This is a genomic window from Azospirillum sp. RU38E (assembly GCF_900188385.1).
In the GTDB taxonomy this organism is placed as follows: domain Bacteria; phylum Pseudomonadota; class Alphaproteobacteria; order Azospirillales; family Azospirillaceae; genus Niveispirillum.
Map to the genome: position 1 here is coordinate 1 of NZ_FZOI01000036.1, position 18,754 is coordinate 18,754.

Annotated in this window: 18 protein-coding genes; 10 read left to right on the forward strand and 8 right to left on the reverse strand. The window is 58.0% G+C overall.

The window, feature by feature from the left end:
• Positions 1-235 precede the first annotated feature (235 nt).
• Together CHB97_RS25065 and CHB97_RS25070 are read right to left on the reverse strand one after the other, a co-directional pair.
• Entirely contained in the window at positions 236-898 is a 663-nt protein-coding gene (locus CHB97_RS25065; protein WP_089290763.1) for a relaxase/mobilization nuclease domain-containing protein, read from the reverse strand.
• An 83-nt stretch (positions 899-981) separates the two neighbouring features.
• The gene (locus CHB97_RS25070; RefSeq protein WP_089290764.1) at positions 982-1,206 is read right to left on the reverse strand and encodes a hypothetical protein; all 225 of its coding nucleotides are present in this window, start codon (positions 1,204-1,206) and stop codon (positions 982-984) included.
• A gap of 289 nt (positions 1,207-1,495) precedes the next feature.
• On the opposite strand from CHB97_RS25070, the gene CHB97_RS25075 reads away from it, so the two are divergent.
• From CHB97_RS25075 to CHB97_RS25085, 3 genes are all read left to right on the forward strand, one after another.
• A complete protein-coding gene (locus CHB97_RS25075) occupies positions 1,496-1,798 on the forward strand; it encodes a hypothetical protein (RefSeq protein WP_089290765.1) in 303 nt (100 codons plus the stop codon).
• Positions 1,795-3,690, forward strand: a complete 1,896-nt coding sequence (locus CHB97_RS25080; RefSeq protein WP_089290766.1) for a type IV secretory system conjugative DNA transfer family protein — start codon at positions 1,795-1,797, stop codon at positions 3,688-3,690. The genes CHB97_RS25075 and CHB97_RS25080 overlap by 4 nt, the downstream gene beginning before the upstream one ends.
• A 629-nt stretch (positions 3,691-4,319) precedes the next feature.
• On the forward strand, positions 4,320-5,420 hold the full coding sequence (locus tag CHB97_RS25085) for a replication initiator protein A (RefSeq protein WP_089290780.1): 1,101 nt from the start codon (positions 4,320-4,322) through the stop codon (positions 5,418-5,420).
• Between the two features lie 49 nt (positions 5,421-5,469).
• On the opposite strand, the gene CHB97_RS27140 is transcribed toward CHB97_RS25085, so the two are convergent.
• Entirely contained in the window at positions 5,470-5,808 is a 339-nt protein-coding gene (locus CHB97_RS27140; RefSeq protein WP_371333140.1) for a ribbon-helix-helix domain-containing protein, read from the reverse strand.
• Entirely contained in the window at positions 5,757-6,410 is a 654-nt protein-coding gene (parA, locus tag CHB97_RS25095) for a ParA family partition ATPase (protein ID WP_089290768.1), read from the reverse strand. Before parA ends, CHB97_RS27140 begins: the two co-directional genes overlap by 52 nt.
• A gap of 206 nt (positions 6,411-6,616) precedes the next feature.
• Here parA and CHB97_RS25100 point away from each other — a divergent pair, with 206 nt between their 5' ends.
• Positions 6,617-7,009, forward strand: coding sequence for a helix-turn-helix domain-containing protein (locus tag CHB97_RS25100; protein WP_089290769.1), 393 nt, complete (start codon positions 6,617-6,619; stop codon positions 7,007-7,009).
• Positions 7,010-7,169: 160 nt separating this feature from the next.
• Here the strand turns inward: CHB97_RS25100 and CHB97_RS25105 are convergent.
• From CHB97_RS25105 to CHB97_RS25115, 3 genes are all read right to left on the reverse strand, one after another.
• Positions 7,170-8,127, reverse strand: a protein-coding gene (locus CHB97_RS25105; protein ID WP_089290770.1) for an IS630 family transposase whose coding sequence is annotated in 2 segments (ribosomal slippage) — positions 7,170-7,803 and positions 7,802-8,127 — 960 coding nt in all. Because the reading frame shifts where the segments join, the coding sequence is not laid out codon by codon here.
• Positions 8,128-8,907: 780 nt separating this feature from the next.
• Complete coding sequence (locus CHB97_RS25110) at positions 8,908-9,993, reverse strand: hypothetical protein (protein ID WP_089290771.1); 1,086 nt, start codon at positions 9,991-9,993, stop codon at positions 8,908-8,910.
• 271 nt (positions 9,994-10,264) lie between these two features.
• Positions 10,265-11,122, reverse strand: a complete 858-nt coding sequence (locus CHB97_RS25115; RefSeq protein WP_089290772.1) for an IS5 family transposase — start codon at positions 11,120-11,122, stop codon at positions 10,265-10,267.
• 372 nt (positions 11,123-11,494) lie between these two features.
• On the opposite strand from CHB97_RS25115, the gene CHB97_RS27145 reads away from it, so the two are divergent.
• From CHB97_RS27145 to CHB97_RS27150, 6 genes are all read left to right on the forward strand, one after another.
• Positions 11,495-11,701: a CopG family transcriptional regulator gene (locus CHB97_RS27145; RefSeq protein ID WP_089290773.1), complete on the forward strand. Its 207-nt coding sequence runs from the start codon at positions 11,495-11,497 to the stop codon at positions 11,699-11,701.
• The gene (locus CHB97_RS25125; protein WP_089290774.1) at positions 11,698-13,200 is read left to right on the forward strand and encodes a DNA cytosine methyltransferase; all 1,503 of its coding nucleotides are present in this window, start codon (positions 11,698-11,700) and stop codon (positions 13,198-13,200) included. Before CHB97_RS27145 ends, CHB97_RS25125 begins: the two co-directional genes overlap by 4 nt.
• The gene (locus CHB97_RS25130) at positions 13,169-14,827 is read left to right on the forward strand and encodes an McrB family protein (protein WP_089290775.1); all 1,659 of its coding nucleotides are present in this window, start codon (positions 13,169-13,171) and stop codon (positions 14,825-14,827) included. Before CHB97_RS25125 ends, CHB97_RS25130 begins: the two co-directional genes overlap by 32 nt.
• A gap of 7 nt (positions 14,828-14,834) precedes the next feature.
• Positions 14,835-16,502 (forward strand): DUF2357 domain-containing protein, encoded by a 1,668-nt coding sequence (locus CHB97_RS25135; RefSeq protein ID WP_089290776.1) that lies wholly within the window; start codon positions 14,835-14,837, stop codon positions 16,500-16,502.
• A gap of 38 nt (positions 16,503-16,540) precedes the next feature.
• Entirely contained in the window at positions 16,541-17,011 is a 471-nt protein-coding gene (locus CHB97_RS25140) for a very short patch repair endonuclease (protein ID WP_244559705.1), read from the forward strand.
• Between the two features lie 80 nt (positions 17,012-17,091).
• Positions 17,092-17,304, forward strand: a complete 213-nt coding sequence (locus tag CHB97_RS27150; protein WP_089290778.1) for a YgiT-type zinc finger protein — start codon at positions 17,092-17,094, stop codon at positions 17,302-17,304.
• Here CHB97_RS27150 and CHB97_RS25150 read toward each other — a convergent pair.
• Positions 17,301-18,581 carry a hypothetical protein gene (locus CHB97_RS25150; RefSeq protein ID WP_143271201.1) on the reverse strand — a complete coding sequence of 427 codons (1,281 nt, stop codon included), beginning with the start codon at positions 18,579-18,581 and terminating at the stop codon, positions 17,301-17,303. The two genes, CHB97_RS27150 and CHB97_RS25150, sit on opposite strands and share 4 nt — an antisense overlap.
• Positions 18,582-18,754: the final 173 nt, after the last annotated feature.

Below are 18,754 nucleotides of genomic sequence, written 5' to 3' on the forward strand. Positions count from 1 at the left end.
CGCACGGTCTTGCGGTCGAAACCGGTACGGCGGGCGATGGCGGAAACGGATAGCCCTTGGCGGGCAAGGTCCAGAATCATGACAAGGTCCCCAAGTTTGATCACCGGCATCCTCCCCGCAGACAGCGGGAGACAGGATGGCGGTGAGATGGCCGCAAGGCCCCGGGGGGCATGCCCCCCGGGGCCTTGCCCTCTGCCAAAACTGGGGACTTTTCATTCGCCACTTCTGGGGAGTTTTATCCCGCCAGCGACACCTGTCGATAAGGCTGCAGGGTGAGGCCGCCGCGTTGCAGGCGGTCGGCCAGATCGCCCCACGACTGGGCCGCCTTGAACGCATCTGCCGCCACGTCCGCCACGATCCGGGCAAACGGCTCCCGGCCTGTCCGGTCTTCGTGCCGCTGCTCGCCTGGGGTCGCCTGCCGCGCGGCTGGGGCCTGTTCTGCCCCTGCCTGCTTCCATGAATGATGGCCGGGAACTGCCTGCAAGCCATAGTCGATTTCGGCCTGTCGGCAGACCTGTTCACACTTGGCAAAGTCGTGTGAAACTTTCTGCGCTTTGTATGTCTCTGGGTTTACCCGGTTCCATACGACATGCACATGGTCATCGCCATGTCGGACGACAACGCGCTGGTGTCCGTCCAGCCCTAGCGCCTGCTCTGCCTTATCGACCACCGAAAGCCATTGCGCGTCTGTCAGGTTCTCCCCTTCTGCCACCCGGAACCAGCGGTGATAAACCGGCTTCTGGACGCGCTCGGACTGCGCCGCTACCGCGCGCATCTCGGTTGCAGCGGTGCGTTCGGAGAACACGCCGCGCAGGTCCAATACCCTGGCGTCTTCCTTATCGGTGACATAGGCGACGGCTCCCTTGAAGCCGTTGCCGTGGCTGACGCCGCTTATCATGCCAGCCCTTCCATGATCGCGCGCAGGTCGGCAAGAACCGGTTTCAGGGCTTCCGCCGCTTCAACATGGCCGGTCCTGTTCGCCTACTTGGCAAGCTGGTTCAGGTTGTTCCCGACGCGGGACAGCGCGGCTATCAGCGCCATGGTGTCACGGGTGCGGGGCGACTGTTCAAGCGCCACGGCGCGGACATAGCCCGCAACGCTCCGGTTGGCAGCCTGGGCGCGAGCGGCAAGCGTCTCCCGTTCCTCATCCGATAGACGGATGGGGAGAATGTGGGGACGCTTCCGGGTTTCGCTGCCGCTGCTCATCTGTCCTTTTCCTTGCCGACATATCCCCATGAGCGAAGCGAACGGGATAGGTCGGCGGGGGTCCAGGGGGCTTTCCCCCCGGCAAGCGTCTAGAGAGAACCGCCACCGCGCGGTTAACTCTAGGCATTGCTTGCTTCTATCCCGCTGAACCGACCAAACCAAAACGCTTCACAAGGTCTATGCGCTGAAGGTGATGATACCACGGACAGGCAGGCTTTTGAAGCTGTGGCGTCGTGACACGATTTTTGATAAGGGTTTTTACACGCAACCCGCATGGAGAAACCGCGACATGACCACGACCAATGATGCCATTTCCAAGGCAGCCAGCGCACTGGATGCACTGGAACCGAAGGCCAAATCTCCGCGCGGCATGATGGCCGTTGTTGATGCGCTCTATGACAAGATCACGGACGCCATCGACAAGGGCTATTCCTATGAGGAAATCGCCAAGCTGCTGGAAGAAAGCGGCTGCAAGATCAGCGCCTCCACCCTGCGCCAATACTATTCCGAAAAGAAGAAGGCGAGCGGCACGGCGCGCAAGCGCCGCCAGACCACGCGCAAGACCGATGACAAGGTAGAAGGCGGTTTATGATGAATGAAGCGGCAAGCTATTTCGGTGATTTTGGGACACGGCTGGGACACATAACAGCGGTCTTTGCCTGGACCGCTATGGTATTCCTGACGGCACTGTTTTTCGTGAAAAGAAAGACAGTGCGACAGCATACCTTGATCCGTGCGACTGCCGCTAACTTTGTCCTCGCCCTGCTCGTCTGGGTTATTCACGTCTTCGCGCCGGTATTGGTCCGTTATTTGGCAGCGCTCACGGTCGGCGTCGTCCTCGCCATGTTCACTATCTCAGCGCTGATAACAGGCATCAAGGACAGGCCACCACTGTTGAAGCTGGAAGGGTCTGCTTTCCAGCCAACTATGGTGGCAGTCTCCATAGGGACTGTCATCATCGCCTTTTTGCTGCCTGCATGGGTCAACTATCTCCTGGCCGCGCTGTCTGTCGGTGGCTTTATCCTGTTCGTGTCTGACACGGGATTGTCTATCAATCCTGCCAAACGTGGCGGGGGGCTGCGGTCAACTGGCCGCATGGGAACCGATGGACTGAAAGTCACAAAAAAGCACCCCCTGCACGGCTCGGCGGCCTGGGGCACCCTGGCTCAAGCCAGCGGGGCCGGGCACATTCCGCCCCGCCCGCAATCGGGTTTCATGCTGGGGCGGCTGTCCGGCAAGCCCTTCCTGCACACCGGCCACGTCCTGACCTGCGCCCCCACCGGGACGGGCAAGGGCATAGGGGCCGTGATTCCGAACCTCCTGGCCTATCCTGGGTCGGCGCTGGTTCTGGACATCAAGGGCGAAAACTACGCTGTCACAGCCCGCCACAGGGCCGAACAGGGGCATAAGGTCTTTGTCCTCGATCCGTTCGGCGTCACCGGCCCGGCCCGTGACGCCTTCAACTGGCTGGATCGGCTCAACGTCACGCATCCCGACTGCGTGGGCGAGGCTGCGAGCCTTGCTGAATGCCTTGTCGTCCCTTCCGGGGGCGAGGGGGCACACTTTGACGAAACCGCCCATAACCTCATCCAGGGCCTGCTTCTGCACGTCGCTGGCCTGCCCGATCCGTCCCGGCGGCATCTAGGCGAGGTCCGGCGGCTCCTGACGCTGGATGAACCGTCCTTCCTGGCCGTCATGGCGGACATGGTGGCGGACCCTGACGCGGCCTACGGCGTCCCGGCGCGGGCCGCAAACTCCCTCATGTCGACCGGGGACAGGGAGCGGGGCAGCATCCTTTCCACCGCCCGGCGGCATACCGCCTTTCTGGATGATCCCCGGATCGTGGAAGCCGCGGCCCGGTCCAGCTTCGATTTTGCCGATATGAAGGCCAGACCGGTGACGGTCTATGTGGTGATCCCGCCGAACCGCCTGGAACAGAACAAGCGGTTCATGCGCGGCCTGATCGGCTCGGCCCTGGCTGCCCTGACGGCAGATGCCAGGAAGCCAGCCCATAACGTGGCGTTCTTCTTGGACGAGTTCGCCCAGCTCGGGCGCATGTCGATGATTGAGGACGCGATTAGCCTGGTGCGCGGCTACGGCGTTTCGTTCTGGATTTTCGTGCAGGACATAAGCCAGCTACGGGGCGTTTATCCGAAGTGGCAGACCTTCACGGCCAATGCCGCAAAGCAGTTTTTCGGAACCGCCGATTTCGACACGGCCAAATACATCAGCGACAGCCTGGGCAGTGCCACGGTCGTATACGAAACCGAGGGCACGTCACGGCAGTTCATGAAAGCCTCGTCCAAATCGAACAATGAACAGTTCACGGGTCGGGCGCTGCTGACGCCGGATGAGGTTATGCGCCTGGGGCCGACAAAGCCGCTGGTGTTCCTGACCGGTGAACGACCCTATCTGCTGGATCGGCTGAACTACCTGAATGATCCCGGCTTCTCTGGTCAGTTCGACCCGAACCCATATCACTGAGGCTGTAGGATGAAGCGCTAGGGGGCGGTTTCTCTGCCTCCTGGCGAGCAAAACCCCATATCCTTCGGCTGGAGCATGTCAGGAAAATTGAACGTGACTGCTCCGGGCCTTGACCAGTTTGAAACTGCAGCCTCCATAGGTTGGCTGGTTTATGTAACTCGTGGTCTGGCTGCTCGGCAGTGTCGGACTTGCCTTGCGACGCGGCTGGTTGAAATGCAAACAACCGCCCGGAGGGGCGGCTGCTGGCAATTCTGGTAGATCAAATGTGGCAAGCGTAGTTTGTTGAGTTCAGCTAGGCCGTCAAGGGCTTAAGTTATCCACACGCAATGGTGTGTTAAAATATGGGTTAAATTATGTGTTACGCATTTTCTCTGTCGCAATATCATACTGAAACAAAAAGGATTTTTCTTATGTTTTTGCCTAGAAGTGAATCCACTCTGACGAAAGCCTGAATCCAGAGTGACGAAGAAGCGATTCCGCTCTGACGAAGCATCTCTGACCGCTATAGCGTAATTGAAATGACGATACGACGGGACCGATTCTGAAATGACGATAATCCCCTTGTGTATATGAAATGACGATGCTACCCATCTGTTATTGAAATGACGATAGACGGTGGCGTCACCCAAATGACGGCAGACCCTTTCCCGACTCTGTTTGATGCTGCGCCGTCCGAGTCAGTAGACGGCGATGATCGCGCGCCCCTGCTGCCAGTGCGTCATCCCAACCAAGACCTATTCATCTGCGACGTTCTAGATGCCATACCCAAGGACGACATGGCTTCAATGGAGCATCCGGTTTTCTCGCTCTCGACTAAGCCAGACAACCGCATGCGGCGCTACGAGCATAACGGCAGCATCATTGAAATCATTCCCTCGGGGAAAGGCCTAGCGACGATCCACGACAAGGATATTTTGATTTATTGCATCTCGCAGCTAGTCGCGAAGATGAACCAAGGGGAAGCTCCAAACCGTACTCTCCGTTTGCAAGCCTATGACATGTTGGTTGCTACCAACCGTCAGACCAGCGGTGAAGGCTATCGGCTCATGGCTGACGCACTTACTCGCCTGCGCGGAACGACCGTGCGTACTAACATTCAGACTGGTGGCGTTGAGGAAACGCGAATTTTTGGCTTAATCGAGGAAGCCAAAATCACCCGCAAGACATTTGACGGTCGGATGCTCGATCTAGAAATTACCTTGTCGGATTGGGTGTATCGCTCTGTCATCAGCAAGAATGTCCTCACACTCCACAGAGACTATTTCCGGCTCCGTAAACCGTTCGAGCGGCGTATGTATGAACTGGCCCGCAAACATTGTGGTGTGAAGGACGAATGGAAGATCGGGCTGGAGCTGCTACAGAAGAAATGTGGTTCCAGCAGCCCTCTCCGGGTGTTCCGGGCATTGGTCAAGAAAGTCTGCGAGCACGACGCGGAACACGGTCATTTCCCGGACTATGCTGTCACGATGGACGATGACGTTATCCTGTTTCGTAACCGCACCGGCCTTAAGACCCAGTCCGATCCCATTAGGATCGCGAACGATACGCCCTACATCGACCCTGAAGCCATGCACGACGCCAAAACCGCTGCGCCTGGCTATGATGTTTATGCGCTCTACGACGAATGGGTATCGTGGTGGCAGGACATGGGTAAGCCTGAACTCAAAAATCCGGCCGGGGCCTTCATCGGCTTCTGCAAGAAACGACACGAACGGAAGCCAATACGGTAGCTCACATGCAAACATGTGGTCATGGCCACATGTTTGCATGTGAGCATAACTATTTACCTACGGGGCTTTCCCCCATCTTGCGTAGCCAGTCATTGAATGACTCAGCCATCGCATCCTGCAGGCTCATTCCATGCTTGCGAGCGGTCATGTGCATGGCGAAAGACATTTCAGGGCTAAAGTAACCTGTCATGGCCTTCTTGCCCTGGCGGCTTGGCGCAACTGGACTAGGGCCGACACCGTTAGAAGATGCCGGCAGTGCTGCCTTCTCCGGTTCAGCCGTGGCCAACGATGGCGCGGGGCTACGATCCCGCAATGCAAGCAACGACCCTTTCCGACTCATGCACCAGTCCTCCGCTTTTTGTGTGACTGCATGTTCACATGATTGCATGTCCACATATAGAGCTGCCGCACCTCATCAGCAGCTTTTCCGTTCGGCTCGATCTCCATTGCGGTTTTCCCTTCAGCTACCGCATGGCGAAAGGCTGCACGATCCGCGATATGGTGGGGACAGGCCTCCAGCCCATAATCCTGAACAAGTTGTGCCGCTTCTTCATACATGCGCGGCGCGACCGGGCTTCCGGCGGTAAAGATCACGAAAGCCGGCTTGCCGCGCATCTTCACAAGGCTGGCGGTTGTCTTGATCGCAGCTAAATCGAATGCGCTCAGTCGACATGGGATCAAGACTAGATCAGCAGCCTCGACAGCCGCACTGGCGGCACTGTCAGCATGAGGGGGAGTGTCGATCACTATGAACTCCGCGCCCTGTCCGGTTGCCTGTTTGATTTTGGCGGCGAGGCGAGGGGGGGCACTATCGATCACCACGGGGGGGGCATCCAGCCGCCACGCTGCCCATTGGCTCGCTGTCGCCTGTGGGTCCAGGTCAATCAGCAATGCGGTATAGCCAGCATCCTCGGCAGCGGCGGCCATGTGCAGAGCCAATGTTGTTTTCCCCGCGCCGCCCTTCTGGCTGATGATTGCGATTGTTGGCATGTGTATATCCCTACATGACCACATGTTTACATGCTATCATGCCATACTTTCCGTTTAAATGAAAGGGAGACACTTCTCCTCCACCCACCCGCAACCCCCCTGGGATAGGTTTACTGATACATCTCCATATATGTCCGTTTGAAAACAATTTGACCGTTATCGAACAAATGGCTATTGTGGCTACTATCGAACGATAGGAGGGCGCTATGAGCGAGTTTTCGTCACCAGAGGAAATCGCGGAACGGCTGGCTATCAGCCCGAAAACGGTGCGGGAATGGCTGCGAGCGGGTGAGTTGGTCGGCATCAAAGTTGGCAAGAGTTGGCGCATTCATGACCTTGACCTTGCCCGGCTGCTGGATGAGCAACTTTTCAACGCTCGGCTAGCCAGGGCACAGAAGATCCATCCCGACTTAGAATGGACGCGCGGGCAATGCCGAGAGTGCGGCATGTTGATGCCAGAACCCCGTAAGTTCCATAATCCGCACTGGGTTTGCAGCGCGAAATGCAGAGACGCCTATGACGACAAGGCGGCCGCTATCACCGGGCGGGGAACGGAAGAGTTCGCCGACTGTGCCGGCACAGTCGTGCCGCCATACTGATGGCTCCTTATCTAGAACAAGAGATCGCTCTTAGGGGTCCGGACACGAAAGTGCTCATATTGTCCGGCTCGGGCGAACGTAAAAAGAACGACTGTCCGCAATCCCGTCCGGAAATGGGGGGCGAGTAGCAAGCGAACGGAAAACCTAGAGCATCGTGCTTTTAATCGGATGCATACCCTGCTGCCTTGAGGTAGTTCCAGCATTCGTCTGGATCGTAGAGGTCGCATATGTTTCCGATGGCCCTCCAGAGGTCGTCAATGGTCCTGGCACCGATGCGGCGGAGGTGGGCTTTGAGCTTGGCGAAGGCCATCTCGATGGGGTTAAGGTCCGGACTATATGGGGGCAAGAACAGGATCCATGCCCCCGCCTTCTCAATGATGGCCTTGGCCTTCTCGCTTTTATGGCTGGACAGGTTATCGAGGATAACGACGTCGCCCGGACGCAGCGTTGGCGCCAACTGGGTTTCGACATAGGTTTCAAAGAGCACCCGGTTCATGGGCTGGTTGATAAGCCATGGCGCGGTCAGCCCATCGCAGCGCAAGGCGGCAATGAAGGTCTGGGTCTTCCAGTGACCGAACGGTGCCCGCGCCTTCAAGCACTGTCCCCGACGGGCCCGACCGCGTGCCCTCGTCATTTTCGTGGTTGTCGCCGTTTCGTCAATGAACACAAGGCGATGGGGTTCTTCGCGCATCCGGGGTTGACGGTGCGTCCGCCAGACCTGCCGATCCTTTCGGACATCAGCGCGTTCGCACTCGGATGCCAGAAGTGTTTTTTTTGGTGCTGAACCCCGCCTTCAGCAAGGCCCGGGACAACGAGGCCGGATGGGCAACCACGCCGGTGGACGCTTTCAGCTTCGCCGCCAATTCCGGCATCGAGATATCTGGCACCGCCTCCACCCAGGCGATCAGCCGCGGCAAGCAATCCGCCAGCTTGCCGTGACCGGGTGGGCGCCCTTGGCGACCGGGGGCTACCGAACCCGTCGCCGCAACACGTTGCGCCAGCTTTACCGCAAAGCTCGCACTCACGCCGAAATGCCGCGCGGCATCTCGCCGGGAATGTCCCGACGCTATCCGCGCTTCGACGCGTTCCCGAAGATCTTCTGAATACGCCTTGCCCATGATCCACCTCCGAATAAGATGAATCACATCCAGACCTTAAAGGGAATCCTTCGATTCCGCTTTCACGCGCGATGCTCTAGGTAAGCGCTGCACCCCAGCAAACCTGCCGTTTCTGTGCACCATCCCGCTGGGGTAGACCCCAGCAAGGCGAGATGCTGAGACGCTTTCCGCGTCTCGATAGAGTTCTATTCGGCGTTCTGAGACTGCCCATAGGGCCGCTGTAGACCCTATCGAGACGCACGGAGGGCTTACCGAGGTTTTCGGTTCCCCTGCTACTCAGACCCCGAAATCAAATCGTCCGCTTTCCCGCCGTGCAGCGCGGTAGACGGACAGCTTGAACAAGTCCGGCAAATCTACGTTTTGCGGACAGGCCCTTTGAGCCGATCCGCCACCGTTCGACTAATGTTCTATCGAACCGGACAATATGAGCACTTTCGTGTCGGCACCCCCACTCAGCGATGATCCCATCATCATGCTGCCCGCCGTGGCCGCATGAGACAACCGGCCAGACAGGCCGCAGAACGCGATAACGCAGCCGCTCCTACACCACGACCGGGGACACGATCGAAGTCGTCCCGTGTCCATCCGATAATGGCGGTGGGAAAGCACGGCTCCTCGCCATATATCGCGCAGGCGTCCGCAAGAACAGTTTGTAGACCCTTTCGAAAGTTCAGGCAGGTGGCCACCACCGCCGATTAGACGGCGGTGGCTTTTGATTGCCGGTTGGAGATCAGGACATTTCCGGCCTATGGCCTGGTCAGCTTCTGTGCCCGCCGACTTTCAGGTCACGTTTTTGGCCCTCGTGGGGGCACCGAAGCAGACGTACCCATTCTGAGCATTGTAATAGTAGCTGTGAGTGAACAGCGGGTGGATACCCGTATTGACGAAATTCTCCGTCGCTGTTCCCACCGCCCGGGGGAGAAACTCAGAGGGGGCATCCGAGCTTGAATCGGCCACCGGGAAGTATTTTCCATCCTTCTCGGTAAGGGTAAATTGGATATTATACGGCATTTGGAATGTAGTGTAGTTGGCGGAAACCGATACAGATGCTCCATCAAGATTATCTGCCCAATCTGGAGTCGTGCAGGACATCATCATCACGGTGACTCCGGTATCCGTAAGGACAGCGGCCGAAATCGGGGATCCCAAGGTAGAGATTGATATTTGAAGCTGTGGAGTAAGCCAGTTTTTCTGATTGAGGCCCGAACCAGATGTTTTTGGGCTGGCAGGTTCCAGTTTGATCTCCGTTGGATTGGCAAGAAGACGACCATATTGAAGTTGATAATCCGGCAGATTCAGTCCGATGACCGTTTCCGTCGGAGTGATCGTGTAAGACACAAGTGGATCCCCAGCGCTCATTCCGACGAAGTTGATATAGGGATTGTCAAGAGCGTAGCCGGGGGCTGATGGTCCACCCTGACGATCGAAACCAATTCCCATCATACCATAGTCCATACCCATGTTGGTTGCACCCATCACCGTGATCTGGGCGGTGTGGCCAACAAAGGTGCCATCCGGATTCTGTCCGATAGCGACGGACGGAACTTTATAGAAATTGCCTTCAATCTGGTCATTGCTTGGTTCATACTTGATTTTGCAGGCTGGGCCCTTCGTAACGCCCGGCAGAAGATCTTTTGTCTTGTCCCCGTCGACGTGGAGTATCTCCTCTGGAATGACAATTCCGATTGATCCGGTATCGACCTGCACCTTATGTGCCAGACCTGGGACCTCTTGGCCCGGAATATTGTGCTGGGGATCGGCCGTGTTCCCGATAAACTGAATATAGACTTCGATTCTGTCATTCGCCTTGTCTCCGTCGGGAACAAGCGGATTAACCTGAGGAATGCTGAATGTGGTACGTGACATGTCCATTATCCTCGTCTGTGTCTGTGATGTCCTGAACTGCGCGTGAGTGCGCGATGGAAAGCGGGAATTTCCCCACATACCGTTTGTTCACTCGCCTGACTTGCGGTGTGGGCTACGCTTGATCATGAATCGTGCCAAAATATTTCCGTTTATAATCAAAGCGTTATTTTTTGGACTTCCCGCTGTCCGCGTGATCAGGGCATGACGGACATGTCCGACATGTCCCACGGCTGGATCATTGGCGCCGTTATTAGAGTCCGTTGGGAAAGGGTCATCGCATAGTTATTGAGGCAATGAGCCTGGTTATCGATGCGAAGATCATGGCTGCGACCGAGACGTGGATGAGGGTTTCATAGTCGATCTTAAGGCGTCGAGATATGGTCATCGCGCCAAGGCTTTGCTCGACCCGCCATCGTTTTGGCAGCAAGACGAACCCTTTCGCGAAAGCTGGCCGTTTGATGACTTCGACAGCACGCGATCCACCGGCTTGAACGGCATCAATGAACCGATTCTTGTAGCCACTATCGACGACGATGGTCCTGATCCAGGGGCAGAGGCGCACGAGACGTCGAACCAGGGGAATGCCGCCATCCTGGTCTTGGACATCGGCCGTGGTCACTCTGACGGCGAGCAGGCGGCCATCACTGTCGACGGCGACATGACGCTTGCGCCCCAGCACCTTCTTGCCCGCGTCGTAGCCGCGTTTGCCCTGCGGGGCATCGCACTTCACGGACTGGGCATCGATGATCGCCAGCGTCGGACTGGCCTCGCGCCCCGCCTTTTCACGGTCGGCCATCACCAAGTGATGGTTGATCCGCTCCATATGCCCGCCATCGATCAGCAAGCGCCAATAGTCGTAGCAGATGCTGCCAGGAGGGAGGTCCTTGGGCATGGCGTCCCAAGGAATGCCATAGCGTTGGACGTAGCGAATGCCGTTCATGACTTCACGAAGCGCATGCGCGCGTGGGCACCCTTTCCCGGTAGGAACAGGCAATAGGGGCTCCAGAATGGGCCACTCCTCATTCGTGAGATCACTTGGATATCTTTGGCCGCGGCGATCATAGCGCGACCTGTTCTCGGAAGTCCAAACCACGGAAAGCTCATTCAACCATTCGGGGCGGGCTGCCATACTACAATATCCCCTCATATTTACTTAGAGGACCTTTCCCAACGGACTCTAACCAGCCAACTGTGCATTCCCGCTTGGTCCGACCTGCAGAAGCCATGGCAAGGCTAACTGCCCCCCCCCGTTGGCCCGGACTTTCGACCCCTGCGTGTTATAAGCGCGAGATCGGGCGTTATGGAAAAACAGAGCGGGGAGGAAATACGCAACCGGTGGGGAGTGGATCGGAATGGCCGCCAGGGCGGTGCGGACGGGTAGGGAGCCTTCCTTATCTGATTGGCAGGGCACTCCCCTGACGTTCATTCACCTAATCAGAAAGTGGTGCATAATTCATCCTTGTGCCATAACCTGGGTGCAACATTCATCCGGGAAACTTCAATGGCTGCGGCTGAGGCAAAAAAATCCGTGCGAACCTCTGTTATCCTGCCAGAGGATGCCCATAGCCGAATCCAGGCTTTGGCAGACGCAAATGATGTTTCAGCAGCTTGGGTCATAAGGGCTGCGATTGTCCGGTTCCTGGATGAACATAGCGACCAGACCGAATTACCGCTGCGTCTGCCCAGGACGAAAGGGGCACGCGCATGACCTGCGAAGAGACGGTCCGCAAGAAGCTGCTGCGCCTGCGCGCAGGCGGCAAGCCCAGGGTTCTTGATCTTTTTGCCGGCTGTGGTGGTCTGTCGCTGGGGTTTCAGGCGGCGGGCTTCACGCTGAAGGGTGCTGTCGAATTTGACCCGGATGCCGCACGGTCACATGGGCTGAATTTTCACGGCGGAGACCCACGGCATAGTAAGGCACGCGACATTACCCAGATCAGTCCCGATGAATTCACTGCGGAACTAGAGCTGGGGCCCGCCGCAGATGCCTTTGATGTAATTGTCGGTGGCCCCCCCTGTCAGGCCTTTGCCCGTGTTGGTCGACCGAAACTGCGTGAGATTGACGCTCATCCGCAGGCTTTCCGCCATGACCCGCGTGCTAGGCTCTATCAGGAGTACCTGCGCTGGGTGGATGTCATTCGGCCTTTGGCAGTTCTGATTGAAAATGTACCCGACGTGCTGAACCACGGAGGCCAGAACATCGCGGAAGAAATCTGCGAAGTTCTCGAAGAAAAGGGCTACACCTGCGGCTACACCCTTCTGAATGCGGTGTTTTTTGGCGTTCCGCAGATGCGCGAACGTATGTTCCTGATCGCCCTGCGACGGGAAATTGATCAACAGGTCCAGTTCCCGCAGCCCACCAACTGGGCCATCTTGCCACCAGGCTATGAGGGGTCACGTGCCGTTGCGTTGAAGGTATTGAACGGTCTGATCGGTGAGGCGCATGATTATATTGAGCCACCAGCCGTTTTGCCGACTTTGCCGGCGGCCGTCTCTGCTGAACAGGCCCTGCATGACCTGCCGCCGATATTTGCACGCCAGCAGCTTGCTTCCGGTGAACTGAAAAGGGGGGCCCGCCGGTTTGATCTAGCTCTCCCATATCCAGGAATGCAAAAGCTCTCCGCCTACGCCCGCATGATGCGGGAATGGCCGGGATTTGAGGCCCCGCAAGAAGGATTGAAGGATCACGTCATCCGCTATCTGCCTCGGGATTATGAATTATTCGCCCGGCTGAACCCTGGCGACCAATACCCACAGGCGCACGAACATGCCCTGGCCATGCTGGAAGAACGAATTGCGCTTTTGCGTCGCAAAGGCCAGAAAGTCCAAGAAGGCTCAGCCGAATATAAACGGCTGAAGGATTCGATTGTCCCACCATATGACGCCAGCAAGTTTCCGAATAAGTGGCGGAAAATGTGGCGCGATCAGCCTGCACGCACACTGATGGCACATCTGGGCAAAGACAGTTACAGCCATATTCACTATGACAGCGGACAGGCTCGAACGATCTCCGTGCGTGAAGCCGCTCGCCTACAGTCTTTCCCTGATGGTTTCGTCTTCTGCGGAACCATGAACCCGGCCTTTCGGCAAATCGGGAACGCCGTTCCACCCCTTATGGCTAGGGCTCTTGCGACAACTATTATGACTGCCCTGCGGGGCCAGGAAGCACAGGACAATCATGTCAGCAGGCACGCGGCAGCAGCAGTTTGAGCAGGCAGTTTCGGCTAGACCTGAAATCCGGCCCGGCGCACGGGTCGCTAGAAATTTCGGGTTCTCTAATAGTGCCCGCGTGATTGAGGGTGGCCTGTTTGCCTGCACCAACAATCTTGAAGCCTATTCGGCTGGCCTTGCGGCGGGGCGGACGGCACCACTCGAACAGTTTATCTTTCTGTGCGTTCTGACCTTCCCACCACAGGATGAGGTGTATTTTGCAATTACTGTCACCAGTGAATCTGACCGGGTAAACCGTGGCCTGATCAAGCTGTTCCACGAAGGAGAAAAAAGGAACGCAGAAGCTGCTATTTCTGGCGCAAAACAGGGGAAGATTAGCAATAACGTCAAGTTCTACATCACGGAAAGTGGAAATTTATTTTTTCACAATTATGAATTCATGGAATCGGTTCGGCCAGGACCGGGCGACGCCCCACTTGATCCTGACTGCCTTGCCCGCATCGACTCTATCCTGTTCAGCATCTGGCCACCGGCTGCCTCCGCCCGGCGCAGTCTGCTTGCACGGGAATTTGTCGGCTATCTCGGCAGCCTGATTGGCAGGGAAAAAGTCCATGAGCTGCGGGTGTGGCAGGATACGGCTGCTGTCAGCCCGGCTATGCAGCGAATGCCGGTAACGATCCCGGTGGAAGAAATTGAAAGCGCCGTTAAAGCGCTAGGTGGCCATTATCCCGGTGGGGAGGTTCGTCGGTATCATGCCGCCCTGAATTTCTTGCAGCATAAGCATTTCGTGATCCTTGCCGGCTTGTCGGGCACTGGTAAGACACAGCTCGCCCTAAAATATACCCGTGCTGTTCATGGCCTGACCTCAAACAAGTCCCCTGATCCCTTCCTGTTCGTTTGCCCGGTGCGCCCGGAGTGGACTGATCCGACAGGATTGACAGGTTATTATGACGTGCTTTCAAACCGTTATGTCGTACCCCCCTTCCTTGAGGCGGTACTGCTGGCAACGGCGCATCGGGATTCCCCCGTGTTTGTCGTTCTTGATGAAATGAACCTCGCGCGGGTCGAATATTATTTTTCTGATGTCCTCTCCTGTATCGAAACCGGAGAAGCCCTCCAGCTCCATTCCAGCGGCGTCCCGCTGGAAGGATCAACAGGGACTAGCATTCCGGCGGAACTGACGCTTCCGCCAAACCTTTACATCACCGGCACTATCAACATTGACGAAACTACCAGCCCGGTCAGTGACAAAGTACTGGATCGGGCGCATGTCATCGACATGTCGGCAGTTGATCTGGCCGGCTTTCTGGCCGAACTGGAAAGCCGTGACCAGTCACTGACAGCAGCGCGTACAGCCTGTGAAAGCCATTTGCTGGCCGCTCACAAGCTGATGGCTACCCATGGCCTCGGGTTCGGATACCGGGTCGCAGAAGAGGTGGTCCGCTATCATATGTTCTCGGCGCAGCATTTTAATGCTGACCCGGCCGGCGTCACCGATGACCTGATGGTTCAGAAAATTTTGGTCAAACTGCGTGGTGCGGAACGACAGCGGAGCCTGCTGACCGGCCTCGCAAAGGCTCTGGCTGGCCTGCCACGTTCCCAAGCCTTTCTGAATAAACTGATCAACGATCTGGACGAATTCGGTTCGTTCCAAGCCAGCCGGTAAGCGGGCCATGGCAACTCTCATCCTGGTCAATGAGGCAAACGGCAATCATTGGCAGGTTTGGCCGGACTCAGAGCCCGTTGCTCCGGGCGAAGTCAAGGAGACGGGAACCTATCTGTTCGAGCTGCGGGATAGCACAGAGGCGGCAACCGCTGATCTGCTCATTGATGATGTGCCGCTGGAAGCCTTGCGGGCACTGGTGCCCAATGCAGCACGCTGGCGCTGGTCACCGGGTTTCCATGCCGGGACTATCGAAGCTGAGCTGCGTATACCCGGACAGACCCCACAGCGGTTCGAGGTCATCACCGACCCTGACCGCCGCAAGCTGACCCGCGATGACTTTGACGCGATGGTCCGGGAGATTCTGGAAGACACTTTCGCGCTGTTCTCTCTCAGCAGTTTTCGCAAAGCAGTAGCCCGTGGCAGCGGAACTCGGCCACCGGCAATTGCCCGCCTGGAATTCCTGCGCTCAAGGGTCGACGCTCTTGAAGAGGTCGTTGCCAGCATCCAGCGTAATCCGCGCCGTCGTCTGGCGGCCGAAGAAGCCGTTTTGCCTTATCATCGGGCGACCCATGCCACTGGCCCGGAAATTCTACGATCTTTCCGTTCTGGGCGGATTGTATCAGAGCAAAGGGCACCCTCGCACTTGCCGGCTCCTCTACAGGGCTTCCTGCCGCAACAGATACGGGTTCGCCAGCGTCGTAGCTCCTTTGACCTTCCAGAACACCGCCAGATGGGAGCCTGTCTGCGTTCCTGGGCAGCTTGGCTGGCAGCCGTTGCTGAATTGCTGGAACGACAAAACACGGACAGCGATACCGGGCAGCAACGGAAAATCGTTACTTGGATCAACAGATGCAGACGGCTCGGCCGGCGGATCAACCAGCTTGCGTGTGCCCCGGCTTTTGTCGAAGCCGGGGACGCACCCCCGCGCCTCGTACTATCCTCCATATTTCGCAATGACCCAGCCTACCGGCGCTTTTATCAGCTCTGGCGTGATATGAACCTGGGTATTGCAGCCGTATTCGGAGACTTCCTTAATCTCCCTCTGGCCCGAACGTTTGAGCTTTATGAGCTTTGGTGCTTCCTGCGGCTGGTCAGAGCCGGAGCGGAAACCTTCGGGCAGGAAGCAGTCGATACAGGAAACCTTTTTATATCGGATGCCACTGGGGGCGTGACGCTGGCAACCGGGGCCGTCACAGTAGACGTGGGTACCGGCTGGAAGCTCTGCTTCCAGAAGCAATACCGGGAATTCTGGATTGAGCCTGATCGTCATGGCTCTTATAGCCGCATCATGACCCCGGATGTGGTTGCCATGCAGTCGCCAGCCGCACCAGACGAAGCCGGTCAATTGATCATACTTGATGCCAAGTACCGGATTGATGATGGACTGAATGATGCCCTCAGTTCGATCCATACATATCGGGATGCGCTGGTGCGGGAAGCAACATCGGGGAAGGTCGAAGGCATCGTCACCGCTGCCTATCTTCTGACCCCGCATTTGCCGGTACTCCGGCACAGCTATCGGGATACCCCAATGCCTGGTCGCCTGTTCCACCCGGATTACCGGACAGGCTTCCGGTTCGGGGCGGTTACCTTGCGGCCGGGCATGACAGCAACAGAGATTGCCGGCGCTTTGCGTACAATGATCTCAGATGCCACGGCACCCGCGACCATATAATCATGGATGTGCTAACCCCAAGACAGCGCCACTACAATATGAGTCGTATCCGGGCTAAGGATACGAAGCCGGAAATGCTGATACGCCGTGGTCTGCACGCCAAAGGTATGCGCTACCGGTTGCACCGGCGAGACCTGCCAGGGTGCCCCGATTTGGTATTCCCGCAGTACCGTGCCGTTGTTTTCGTCCATGGTTGCTTTTGGCATGGGCATGACTGCCCGCTATTCAAACCGCCGGCAACCCGACAAGAATTCTGGGCAGCTAAGATTGCTGGCAATTGCGCGCGGGACAAACAGAGTATCATTGCCTTGCTGTCTGCCGGCTGGCGGGTTCTGACCATCTGGGAATGCAGTATGAGAGGATCGACCCGCCTGCCTGCGGAAGAGGTACTGGAACGTTGTGTCGCCTTTATCAAAGACCCTACCGACTACTGGAAGCTAGGTGATATCCCCTCCCCGCCTTCGGAGAAGAAAACGACAGGGGAGCAAGGCACAGAGGGGACGTGCTAAAAGAGCTGAAAACAGCCTGTGCCGCTCCTGCCTGGTGAGCATTGCCCTGGTGGAAATGGCTGTTTGGATAGGAACGCCAGATGGACCTGAAGAAACGGCCCTGCCCCTCCTGCGGGGGAACGATGACGCGGGGCACACGGCCCGAAACAATCACCCTGGGCGGCCATTCCCTGACCTACGATCAACCCGGTTGGCACTGTCACGATTGCGATGATGGGATCATTGCAGGCGCGGATAACGAAGCTGGCGATGCTGCCCTACGCCGCTTGAAGGAAATGGCCGCTGGGGCTTAACGGCTCCACCCCTTCGGCCCCTGCCCCCTCTCCTGGTCCCGCTTCTGCTGGAACCGCTCCAAAGCCTCCTGACGGCGCTGCTCTATGGCCTGCATCTGCTCGGCCTTCTGGCGTTCGTGGATCTGTTCCATCCGCTGCGCTAGATCCGGGCGCTGTGCTGCAACGTCCTTCCGTGCCCGCATATGGACGGTTTCCGCGTCCTTGCTGACATAGCCTTCCACCAGGAACTCCTTAAGCTGGTTGACCTCGTGCATGGCGTCCCGCCGCGCCTTCTCGGCGGCGGCGGCTGCCTCGTGCCAGGACTGCCGGGCCGCTTCATAGCGGGCCGTGGCACCGGGCACGAACCGCGCCATTCCCTCCAGCTCCCTGGGCTGCTGCCGCTTCACCTCGTCGGAATAGCGGTCTGCTGCCGACCATTCCTTTTCCACCACCGCAAGCCGCTTCTGGGCCTGTTGGCGTAGATCGGCGGTGCGCTCGGCCACCAGGGCTTTCCATTCCGCTTCGATCGCTCCATCGGTCGGCCGCTCAGCCACCGGTGCTGGGTCCATCGGTCGGGCCGGGCTGGCTGGCAGCCGCCCGGCCTGGGCGGCCTGCTGGAAGGGGACCGGTCGGGCCTGCTGTGCCGGCGTCGGGTCGATGGCCAGCCCATCCATGCGCTGCAAATGACGGCTGGCCACCACGTTGCCGAGGGTGGCTTGTGATTTCAGCCAGGTGCGAAAGTCCGGGGCCTGGTGGCGCGGGATCGCCTGTATCTGGGCCTTGGTCTGCTGCCACCTGGCTGCGGCCTTGGCATAGTCTTCCCGCCGTCTCCGCTCATAGCGGCTGTCGATCATCCCATAGAGCATAGACCCGCCAAACCGCCCGGCGACGGCGCGGGCCAGGGCCTTGCGGCGCTGGGCTTCCTGGCGGCGGGCTTCCGCCTCCTTGGCCCGAATGCTGCGCTCCAGGCTCCACGCGGCGGCGCTCTGGCTGGTCACTTCGGCCTGACGGGATTGGCGGGCCTGACGCAGCCATTCAGCCCGGAAACGCTCGTACTGCTCCCGCATCCAAGCTGCATGCTCTTTGGCTTCGCTGTCGGCGCGGCTGCGAACGCTGGCCGTGGGCTGGGGGTCACGCTGTCCGGCCTGTCCCGGACGGTCCAGGCCAGCCCGTCCGGGCCTGTCCTGCCCGGCCTGATAGTCGGCCCACGTCTGGCCGAACCGCTTTTCCAGCTTGCCCCGCGTCCACTCGTTGCCGGTGACGGCAGAGACGGCGGCGCGCTCGCTGCCGTCCGTCACCACAAGCCCCTGTTGTAAAGGGCGAAATAGAAATCCCCAGAAGTGGCACTTGAAAATTCCCCAGATGGTTTGGCTGGCGAATTGATTTTGGATTATCAGGCTTGTTTTGTTTTCGGCGGTCTCCCCCTTGGTTTTGGCTGATTTGGCGGGTTGATGGGCTTGGTGCGGTTGTT

Excerpts from the sequence above, each read along its gene's own strand:
- CHB97_RS25065 (WP_089290763.1), bottom strand. The coding sequence starts at position 898 with ATGATAAGCGGCGTCAGCCACGGCAACGGCTTCAAGGGAGCCGTCGCC.
- CHB97_RS25070 (WP_089290764.1), bottom strand. The coding sequence starts at position 1,206 with ATGAGCAGCGGCAGCGAAACCCGGAAGCGTCCCCACATTCTCCCCATC.
- CHB97_RS25075 (WP_089290765.1), top strand. The coding sequence starts at position 1,496 with ATGACCACGACCAATGATGCCATTTCCAAGGCAGCCAGCGCACTGGAT.
- CHB97_RS25080 (WP_089290766.1), top strand. The coding sequence starts at position 1,795 with ATGATGAATGAAGCGGCAAGCTATTTCGGTGATTTTGGGACACGGCTG.
- CHB97_RS25085 (WP_089290780.1), top strand. The coding sequence starts at position 4,320 with ATGACGGCAGACCCTTTCCCGACTCTGTTTGATGCTGCGCCGTCCGAG.
- CHB97_RS27140 (WP_371333140.1), bottom strand. The coding sequence starts at position 5,808 with ATGCAATCATGTGAACATGCAGTCACACAAAAAGCGGAGGACTGGTGC.
- parA (WP_089290768.1), bottom strand. The coding sequence starts at position 6,410 with ATGCCAACAATCGCAATCATCAGCCAGAAGGGCGGCGCGGGGAAAACA.
- CHB97_RS25100 (WP_089290769.1), top strand. The coding sequence starts at position 6,617 with ATGAGCGAGTTTTCGTCACCAGAGGAAATCGCGGAACGGCTGGCTATC.
- CHB97_RS25110 (WP_089290771.1), bottom strand. The coding sequence starts at position 9,993 with ATGTCACGTACCACATTCAGCATTCCTCAGGTTAATCCGCTTGTTCCC.
- CHB97_RS25115 (WP_089290772.1), bottom strand. The coding sequence starts at position 11,122 with ATGGCAGCCCGCCCCGAATGGTTGAATGAGCTTTCCGTGGTTTGGACT.
- CHB97_RS27145 (WP_089290773.1), top strand. The coding sequence starts at position 11,495 with ATGGCTGCGGCTGAGGCAAAAAAATCCGTGCGAACCTCTGTTATCCTG.
- CHB97_RS25125 (WP_089290774.1), top strand. The coding sequence starts at position 11,698 with ATGACCTGCGAAGAGACGGTCCGCAAGAAGCTGCTGCGCCTGCGCGCA.
- CHB97_RS25130 (WP_089290775.1), top strand. The coding sequence starts at position 13,169 with ATGTCAGCAGGCACGCGGCAGCAGCAGTTTGAGCAGGCAGTTTCGGCT.
- CHB97_RS25135 (WP_089290776.1), top strand. The coding sequence starts at position 14,835 with ATGGCAACTCTCATCCTGGTCAATGAGGCAAACGGCAATCATTGGCAG.
- CHB97_RS25140 (WP_244559705.1), top strand. The coding sequence starts at position 16,541 with ATGAGTCGTATCCGGGCTAAGGATACGAAGCCGGAAATGCTGATACGC.
- CHB97_RS27150 (WP_089290778.1), top strand. The coding sequence starts at position 17,092 with ATGGACCTGAAGAAACGGCCCTGCCCCTCCTGCGGGGGAACGATGACG.